We start from the raw sequence: 8,921 nt of genomic DNA on the forward strand, positions 1-8,921 counted from the left end.
GATCGGCAACCAGCGCCTTGCGCGCAGCCGCGCCATCGGCGCGACGCAGCGCCGCGAGCATTTCGTCGTGATGGTCCAGGCCCAGGCCGTAGGTCACGTCGGAGCGGACGATGTTCAGAAACGGTCCTGCCTGCAGCCACAATTTCTCGATGATCTGCTGGATGAGAGGTGAACGCGCGGCATGGTACATCGTGAAATGGAAGCGCCTGTTCAGGCCGAGATAATTAGCCATGACATTGCTCTCGACGCATTCGCGCATCAGCCCGTTCAGCTTCGCCAATTCATCGAGTTCTTCGGGCGTGATGGTCGTCGCGGCCCACTCGGCCGCCGTCCCTTCGACGCTGCAGCGCACACGCACCAGATCCGAAATACGCGCCACCGTGGCCTCAGGGACAATGACGCCCCGATTTGGGTGGTCGAACATCGCCTCGTCGCTGACGAGTTGCCGCAAGGCCTCGCGCACCGGCATGGCGCTGGTCCGGTACTGTTCGGCAAGCTGTCGTACGACCAGTCTCTGGCCGGGCAGGAAGTCACCGTTCATCAGTGCCTCCTTCAAGCCCGTATGTACACGAACATGAGCTGTCTTTTGCGCGGCCGAGCCGGCAGTGGCATCCTTGCGATCGAGCATCAGTTTGTCCGGCGCGGCAGTATTTTGAGGTTGCTCGACAGGAAATCGTCGAATGCGGCGGCGAAGCCGTCGAGTTCTGCGTCGCCAAATGGCAGTGACAACGCCAGCATGCCGCGCGGCGTCACGTAGTACCCTCGCAACAGCATCTCGATATGCCAAAGCGCAATCGCCGATGGATCGGCATCGTCGAGCCGCGCCGGCGTGTCCACCGGCCCCCTGACGAAATGCAGGTTCATCAACGACCCGCGCCCTATGACGATGCCCTCGACGCCATACCGCTCAAGGGAGACGTTCATCGCTTCACGCAAGCGATCGCCGCGCGAATTGATGGCGCGGCTCGCCTCTTGCGTCAGCACCTGCGTCAGACCGGTGAAACCAGCAGCCATGCTGAGAATATTGTTGTTGAACGTCCCGCCATGCGAAAACGCACCAGGCAAAGCAGGATCGAAGCGGTCGACGAGATCCGCGCGTCCACCGAATGCGCCAAAACTCGCACCGCCGCCGATGTACTTTCCGAGCGTCACGAAATCGGGAAAGATTTCATGTGCGCCATGGAGCGCGCGGTAGTCGAGGCGCGAGGTCATCACCTCGTCGAAGATCAGCAGCGCGCCGGTCTCCTTCGTCGCGGCGCGCAGCGCTTCCAGGAACTCACGCGTCGCCGGGATGCAGCCGCCGCCGCCCATCATCGGTTCGACGATCACCGCGGCAAGTTCGTCGCCCTGTTCCTTGATGAGCGCCACGGCGCCTGCACTATCGTTGTAGTCGGCGAAGACAAAGGGGAAAGGCAAATTGAGCGGTGAGCCGCCATGCGCGAAGGTGAGTACGCCGCCATGATAGCCCTCGCGGAAGGCGAGGATCTTCGAGCGCTGCGTGATGGCGCGAGCCGCCGAAATCGCCATGATGTTCGCCTCGGTGCCCGAGTTGCAGAAGCGCACGCGCTCGATGGCCGGAAAACGGTCGACCACCGCGGCAGCCAGGCGCGCCTCATAGCGGTTGGGTGCGCCCAACATGATGCCACCCTGTATGACGTCCACAAGGGCCGCCGAAATCGCCTTGTCGGAGTGGCCGTAAAAACCGGCACTGTATTCCGAGACCAGGTCGACATAGGTATGGCCGTCCAGATCGGTCACCCTGCAGCCTTCACCGGAAACAAACGATACGGGGAATGGCCGATACCATAGAACAGCCCTCGTATTGCCGCCCGGCAACGATGCCGCGGCCTCGTTCTGACGCGCCCGGCTGTTCGGGTTGGCGTCAGCGAAACGCTGTCGCGCCTCGTCCAGAACAGCAGCGAGACTGACATTGGCGCGCACGTCTCTAGTGCCTTGCAGCATTCGATCAAATCCCTTTGGCTTTTTCACTTTTTTACACCGTACCGTAAATTCCTGTTGCTAATCAATCAATTTTGCGTTTGAAATTTGATCAAATCTACAACGATAAGAAAGGGGAACTGCAATGAGGACTTATCTGCAAGCCGTATCTGCCGCCGCGATCTGCCTCGCGACCTCGGCTTTGGTCGCGTCCGCGGCCGACCCCGTCACGGTAGTCGGCTGGGGTGGTACATGGGACAAGGCCTACAAGGATGGGGTCTGGGACAAGTACACCGAAAAGACGGGCGTCCCGATCGTCATGGAAGAGTGGGGCGGCGAGGTCGCCAAGGTGCGTGCCCAGGTGCAGGCGGGCAACATCACCTATGACGTCGTCTCGGTCGAAGCGCCCGCCATGGAAGTCGGCTGCGCCGAAGGCCTGTTCATTCCGCTGACGCCAGAAATCACAGGCGACGCGGCCAATTATTTGCCGGGCACCCTGCACGAATGCGGCGTCGCGTCCGATACCTGGGCCACGGTCCTCGCCTACAACACAAATGTCTACAAGGGCGACGCCGCGCCGAAGAGCTGGGCGGATTTCTGGAACGTCGAGAAATTTCCGGGAAAGCGTGGCCTCTACCAGCAGGCGCAGTTCACGCTGGAAAACGCGCTGATGGCCGACGGCGTTAAGCGCGAGGACATGTACAAGGTGCTGGCCACGCCGGAAGGTATCGACCGGGCTTTCGCCATGCTCGACAAGATCAAGCCGAACGTCGTCTGGTGGTCCACCACGACGCAGGGCATCCAGAACCTCGACAGCGGGGAAGTGACGCTCAGCGACGCGTTCAATGCACGCATCACCAACGAAGCCATTAACGAGAAAAAGCCCTACGCCATCGCATGGGACGCAGGCTTCTTCTACGGCACCGACTACTGGGCCGTGGTGAAGGGCGCACCGCACCAGCAGGGCGGGCTGGATCTCCTCAAGTGGTTCTCCATCCCTGAAAATCAGGCCGGCTTCTCGAAACTCTATGCCTATGGCACCGGCCGCAAGGAAGCCGCCGACCTCATTCCCGCGGATTGGAAGGCCAACCTGCCGACGTCGCCGGAGCACCTCCAGTACGGCGCCGCCTATAACAACGACTTCTGGACCGAGCACAAGGAAGCGCTGGAAGAACGCTTCAAGGCTTGGCTCGCGAAGTAACCCAGGCATGTTGGTCGGGACAAAGCCGGCTATAAAGCGGCGCCAACGGGGCGGCATGCTCGCCCTGTTGACGGCCCCGCTTATCCTGTTCGTCGTCATTCTGTTTCTGTGGCCGGTGGCGCGCTTCCTCGCTCTGGCCGTCGACAACTCGGATTTTTCGAACAACCTGCCGCACACAATTGCCGCTCTGGCAGGCTGGAAAGCAGATAGCGGCCTGCCTGGCGAACCCGTCTTTGCAGCACTCGTCGAGGACCTGGCCGACGCGCGGCGCGCCGGAAAGGAAGGCGTACTGGCGCAACTCGTGAACCAGCGCGTCGTCGGCAGCCGTTTCCTCGTCATCAAGACGGCAAAGGATGCGGCCGACGGCAAGCTGACTATGCGTCCCGTGCGCGACGAGGTGCTCTCCAAACAGGCCGGCTGGAAAAATATCGATCTCTGGCAGGTCATCGCGCGTCAGCAAAGCGCGCGAACGGACTATTATCTGCTTGCGAGCCTTGACCTGAAGCGAGGCGCGGACAATTCGATCGAAGCCATTTCAGCCGATCGCGCCATCTTCGTCGACGCGCTGCTGCGTACGATCTGGATCACCATCGTGGTGACCGTGATCTGCGCGGTGCTCGCCGTGCCGCTGGCGCAGGCAATTGTCAGCGCGCCGCCGGCCTGGTCGAAGCTCATGTTCGCGCTGATCCTGTTTCCGCTCTGGACATCGCTGCTGGTGCGCACCGTCATCTGGATCATCGTGCTGCAGAAGAACGGACCCGTGAATTCCACGCTGCTTGGCCTCGGCATCGTCAGCGAGCCGCTCAATCTCATTTACACACGCTTTTCACTCTACGTGGCAATGGTTCAGGTTCTGCTGCCCATGATGGTGCTCTCCGTCGTCGCCGTCATGCGGCGGGTTCCGACCACCTATATGCGCGCGGCACTGTCACTGGGCGCGCCGTGGCTCACAGCGTGGCGCTGCGTGCAGTTGCCGTTGATCCTGCCAGGAATCCTGTCCGGCGGGGCGATCGTTTTTGTCTTCGCACTCGGCTACTACATCACCCCGACGCTTGTCGGCGGGCCGACCGACCAGATGATCTCCAGCTACATAGCGTTCTACACGAACAGCACACTGAACTGGGGCATGGGTGCAGCGCTTTCGTTGCAACTGCTGATGATCCTCGTCCTGTTTGCATTCCTGTTCTGGACGGCGTCCGTCCTCTTCCGCCGCAAGGCGCATGTCGCATGAGCGCCGACCGCTTCCGGAAATGGCTGATGTATGCCTATGCGGCGACATTGCTGGCGTTCATCATCCTGCCCCTGCTGATCGTGATCCCCATGTCGCTGACCTCGAGCAACTCGCTGGCGTTTCCGACGCCGGGCTGGTCGCTGCGCTGGTATGCCGAACTGTGGGTCGACCAGCGCTGGCCGACCGCGCTGTGGAACTCGGTCGTCATCGCGCTGTCCACCACGGTTCTGGCGCTGCTGCTCGGCATACCGGCGGCGATCGGGCTCGCCTGGGGCGATTTTGCCGGCAAACGGATCCTCTATGCGATCATCGCCGCGCCCTTGGTGACGCCGGTCGTCATTGTCGGCGTCGCGGCCTTTTCATTCTTCGCCACACTGGGACTCGTTGGCAACAAGCTATCGATCATTCTGGTGCATACGGCCATGGCCGTGCCTGTGATGCTGACGACTGTCGTCGCCAGCCTTTCGACCTTCGACCGGACGTTGGTTCGCGCGGCGGCATCGCTCGGCGCCGGCACCATGCGCACATTCTTCAAGGTAGTGCTGCCGCTGATAGCGCCGGGCGTCATTACAGGGGCCATCATCGCCTTCATCATCTCTTTCGACGAAGTCGTCGTCGCAAGTTTCCTCTCGACGGGCGCAGAGCGAACCTTGCCTCGCATGATATTCTCCGGGGTGCGCGAGTCCATCAGTCCCGCCATCGCGGCCGTCGCCGTGCTGCTGATCGCTTTCTCGGCAATCCTGCTTGTGGTCATCGCCATCCTGCAGAGCCGCTCACAAACTCTTCGCGCAAAGGCATCGGCATGAGACTGGTACCCTCGGTGCAGCAACTAGAGACAGAGATGACGGCCTGGCGGCGGCATCTGCATGCCAATCCAGAACTCGGCTTCGAAGAGTTCGAGACGGCACGTTTCGTGGCGGACAAACTGCGCTCGTGGGGCATCGAGACGACCGAAGGTGTCGGCCGCACAGGCGTCGTCGGCACGCTCAGGGGCAGGCTCGGCGCTGGTCGCAGCCTGAGCATTCGCGCCGATATGGACGCCCTGCCGATGACCGAGGCGCGGCCGCTGCCGCATGCGTCCCGCGTCCCCGGGAGGATGCATGGCTGCGGCCATGACGGCCACACGACAATGCTGCTCGGCGCAGCGTCAGCACTTGTTCGCTCGCCCGACTTCGCCGGCACGGTGCATTTCATCTTCCAGCCGGCCGAGGAGGGTCGAGGTGGGGCGCTTGCCATGCTGGATGAGGGCCTTTTCCAGCGTTTCCCCTGCGATGAAGTTTACGCGCTGCACAATTGCGAACGGCCGCTCGGCGAGATCGCCGTCCACCGCGGAACGGTGGCCGCGGCGGCCGATCGCTTCGAGATCGTCGTCCACGGCAGGGGCGGCCATGCGGCGACACCGCATCTGGCGATCAATCCACTCCCCATCGCCGCGCGCATCCTGCTCGCAATCGAAGCCCTGCCCGGCCGCCTGACCGATGTGCACGCTCCGGCAACCGTCACCGTTGGCAGCCTGCGCGCAGGCGAAGCCTTCAACACCATCCCCGATACGGCGTTTCTGACCGGCACCGTGCGCACCTTCGACCATCAGGTTCAAAAGACGCTGGAGACGGCAATCCGCCGCATCGCGAAAAACGAGGCTGAAGCTTTTGGCGCCAGCGTCGACATTCTCTATGAAACGCCCTTCGCGCCGACGATCAACACCCCGGCGCAAGCCGATGCGATGATCGCGATTGCGAACGAGGTGATGGGACCGGAACGTCTCGTCGTCGATCCGCCTCCCGAGATGGGCTCGGAAGATTTCTGCTACATGTTGGAACAGCGGCCGGGCTGCTATTTCTTGCTCGGCCAGGCCGACGATGCGCATCAGGCTGCGGCTCACGACACCAACTACGACTTCAACGACGCAATCCTGCCGATTGGCGCCAGCCTTTGGGTCAGGCTGGTGGAGCGCCGCCTGTCGGCCAGAGGCGCATCGTGATGCAACTGACGGAAAAGGACATTGTTTGGCGAAGCCATTGGCTGCGGCAGGTCCTGCCCGGGGACCCAGACCTTTCGCCTCCGCTCGAAGAGGCAACGCAGGCCGACATCTGCATCGTCGGCGGCGGGTATCTTGGATTGTGGACCGCCATCCGCCTCAAGGAGCACAATCCAGGCTTCGATGTTGTCATTTTAGAGCGCGACATTTGTGGTGGTGGCCCGAGCGGCCGCAATTCCGGAATGGTGCTTTCGGCATGGACCAAATACAGCGCGCTTGTCGCCCTGCGCGACGGAACCGACGCGCTTTCGATCATCAAGGCATCCGAAGCCGCGATCGGCGGCATCGAGGCTTTCTGCAAGGTCGAGGCGATCGACGCCTGGTTCGATCGCATCGGCTGGATCTGGGGCGCGACGTGCGAAGCACAGCTTGGCGCCTGGGACGACGCGTTGAACAAGCTGGCGGCGCATGGCTACGTGCCTGCGCGACGCGTTTCGCGCGACGAGATCGCGGCGATGGCAGGCACGACGAGCCACCTCGGCGGCGCGTTCGACGCTTCGTCGGCAACAGTGCATCCCGGATTCCTGGTGCGCGGCCTGCGTCGTGCAGCGCTAAAGCGCGGCGTTCGGATCTATGAAAAGTCGCCGATGAAGCGGTTTTCACGACGGGGCAAGCTCACGGTGGAAACGGCGAAAGGAACTGTATCCTGCGGCAAGGTCGTGCTTGCCATGAATGCCTGGTCCGGCGCGATTCCGGAACTGGCCCCTGCGATCTTCAACATCTCCAGCGACGACGCCATGTCACAGCCCATTCCAGACCTTCTCGACAAGATCGGCTACCGCCGGGCGCCGCTGATGATCGATTCCCGCGTCTTCGTTGGCGGTTGGCCTCCGACGCGCGATGGTCGGCTGTCCGTCGGCGTCAGCGGTGGCGTTATTGGCTTCGGCGGCATCGTCGACCAGCGTTTCCATGGCCAGTCGCCCCGTGTCGCCGAAATGCGTCGCGCGCTGCGGGACGGCCACCCGGCGCTCGCCGATTTTCCGCTCGAGACATCATGGAACGGCCCGATCGACCGGACGGTGAGCGGCGTGCCACTTTTCGGCGCTTTGCGCGCCAACCGCGATGTCGTTTACGGCTATGGCTTTTCCGGCAATGGCACGACAATGGCTTATATCGGCGGCGAGATCCTCACCGGCCTGTTGACTGACGGTGAATCGGAACTGACGCATTCGGCGCTGGTTCGTCCGGTAACGCGCGGTTTCCCGCCCGAACCCTTTCGCTTTGTCGGTGCACATTTTGTCCGCGGCGCTGTGCGTCGGCGTGACGATTTCGAACATGCCGGGCGCAAGCTCGATCCGGTGACGAGATGGCTCGCCGGGCTGGCTCCGTCCGGCGTCACTCCCTCCAAAGCCAATCTTCGCGCAAAAAAGGGATGACGATGTCCAAGGCCAAGATTTTCAAGCACAGCGAGTTGACCCTAAAGCCATCGGTCACGCCGACCGGAACGTCTTCGATCGCGCGCGTGATCAATGCCGAGATCAGCCGGACCATGGGCGGCGGCATCGAGTATCTGGAGAACGCCTCGATCGACTGGACCGTGACCTATGACGAGGTGCTGTTCATCCATGAAGGCACGCTGACGATCGAACTGGATGACGGCCGCCACGAATGCCGCCCTGGCGACATCGTCTGGCTGCCCAACGGCACCCACCTCAAATACATCGCCACCGAGCGTACCGGCTATTTTTACTGTCTGTACCCATACGACTGGGCAGCACGGCAAGGGACGGTAGAACCTTGAAGTGGCAGGCATATCATGGATTGGCCCTTCACGGCGCAGTTCCGGGGTAGCGAAACTGCTGTTTTGGCATCTCCGCGCCGACCGGCGCGGCGAAACAGTTCTAGTCACGGAATATGGCCAACCTTTCTCGCCGAAATCTCTGACCGGTGCTATGACCCACTGGTGCGCTCTCGCGGGATTGCCGAAGGGCCTTACGCTGCATGGTCTGCGGAAGTCACTTGGGGTCTATCTCGCCGAAGCGGAGGCATCCACCAGGCAGATGTTGGATGTCTCGGCCATGACGACATTGACCATGCCGAACTCTATTCCCGGGAAGCGTCGCAGGTGCGTTGGCTGTGCAGGGCATGGACCGAGTCGTACGGCTGGTAACGCGCTTGGCGAACCTCGTGGCGAACCTGTCAATAAACCCATTGATAATAATGCCCTTCCCGAGAGATGGGTGACAGTTCATTCTGGATAGATGGGTTACACTTTCGGCCCTTTGCAAGGAGAGCAAGGTGCCTTGGAGGGAGTGTAACGTCATGGAAGAGCGGCTGAAGTTCGTCGCCCGGCTGCTGGACGGCGAGAAGATGGCGATGCTTTGCCGGGAGTTCGATATCTCGCGCAAGACCGGCTACAAGATCCTCACGCGCTACAACGACAGCGGCCTGGAGGGGCTGACGGACCGATCGCGGCGGCCCTATCGCCACGCCAATCAGCTTCCGTTTCAAATCGAGAAGCTGATTGTGCGCCTCAAGCAAGACAAGCCGACATGGGGTGCGCCGAAGATACG

The 8,921-nt window shown here is 61.9% G+C and carries 9 protein-coding genes and 1 pseudogene; 8 read left to right on the plus strand and 2 right to left on the minus strand.

Annotation, left to right across the window (positions count from 1 at the left end; all coding sequences use genetic code 11):
* Together EN991_RS12620 and EN991_RS12625 are read right to left on the minus strand one after the other, a co-directional pair.
* Positions 1-628, minus strand: a 628-nt coding sequence (locus EN991_RS12620) for a GntR family transcriptional regulator (protein ID WP_164769009.1), incomplete at its 3' end; no start/stop codon positions are given.
* Complete coding sequence (locus tag EN991_RS12625) at positions 628-1,962, minus strand: aminotransferase class III-fold pyridoxal phosphate-dependent enzyme (RefSeq protein WP_127368868.1); 1,335 nt, start codon at positions 1,960-1,962, stop codon at positions 628-630. The genes EN991_RS12625 and EN991_RS12620, both read right to left, overlap by 1 nt.
* A gap of 121 nt (positions 1,963-2,083) precedes the next feature.
* Between EN991_RS12625 and EN991_RS12630 the strand changes: the two genes are divergently transcribed.
* The 8 genes and pseudogenes from EN991_RS12630 to EN991_RS12665 all read left to right on the plus strand — a co-directional run.
* Positions 2,084-3,139 (plus strand): ABC transporter substrate-binding protein, encoded by a 1,056-nt coding sequence (locus tag EN991_RS12630; protein ID WP_063168759.1) that lies wholly within the window; start codon positions 2,084-2,086, stop codon positions 3,137-3,139.
* 55 nt (positions 3,140-3,194) lie between these two features.
* The gene (locus EN991_RS12635) at positions 3,195-4,370 is read left to right on the plus strand and encodes an ABC transporter permease (protein WP_127368869.1); all 1,176 of its coding nucleotides are present in this window, start codon (positions 3,195-3,197) and stop codon (positions 4,368-4,370) included.
* A complete protein-coding gene (locus tag EN991_RS12640; protein WP_082826529.1) occupies positions 4,367-5,176 on the plus strand; it encodes an ABC transporter permease in 810 nt (269 codons plus the stop codon). The genes EN991_RS12635 and EN991_RS12640 overlap by 4 nt, the downstream gene beginning before the upstream one ends.
* Positions 5,177-5,211: 35 nt before the next feature.
* Positions 5,212-6,351, plus strand: a complete 1,140-nt coding sequence (locus EN991_RS12645; RefSeq protein WP_245460954.1) for a M20 aminoacylase family protein — start codon at positions 5,212-5,214, stop codon at positions 6,349-6,351.
* Entirely contained in the window at positions 6,351-7,784 is a 1,434-nt protein-coding gene (locus EN991_RS12650; RefSeq protein WP_127368871.1) for an FAD-dependent oxidoreductase, read from the plus strand. Before EN991_RS12645 ends, EN991_RS12650 begins: the two co-directional genes overlap by 1 nt.
* 2 nt (positions 7,785-7,786) lie before the next feature.
* Positions 7,787-8,149 carry an AraC family ligand binding domain-containing protein gene (locus tag EN991_RS12655; RefSeq protein ID WP_164747152.1) on the plus strand — a complete coding sequence of 121 codons (363 nt, stop codon included), beginning with the start codon at positions 7,787-7,789 and terminating at the stop codon, positions 8,147-8,149.
* A gap of 82 nt (positions 8,150-8,231) precedes the next feature.
* A pseudogene (locus EN991_RS12660) lies at positions 8,232-8,514 on the plus strand (tyrosine-type recombinase/integrase); the annotation flags it as partial.
* Positions 8,515-8,670: 156 nt separating this feature from the next.
* A partial coding sequence (locus tag EN991_RS12665) for a helix-turn-helix domain-containing protein (protein ID WP_164769011.1) occupies positions 8,671-8,921 on the plus strand: 251 nt, incomplete at its 3' end.

The organism is Mesorhizobium sp. M7A.F.Ca.US.005.03.2.1 (assembly GCF_003997795.1).
Taxonomy (GTDB): domain Bacteria; phylum Pseudomonadota; class Alphaproteobacteria; order Rhizobiales; family Rhizobiaceae; genus Mesorhizobium; species Mesorhizobium ciceri.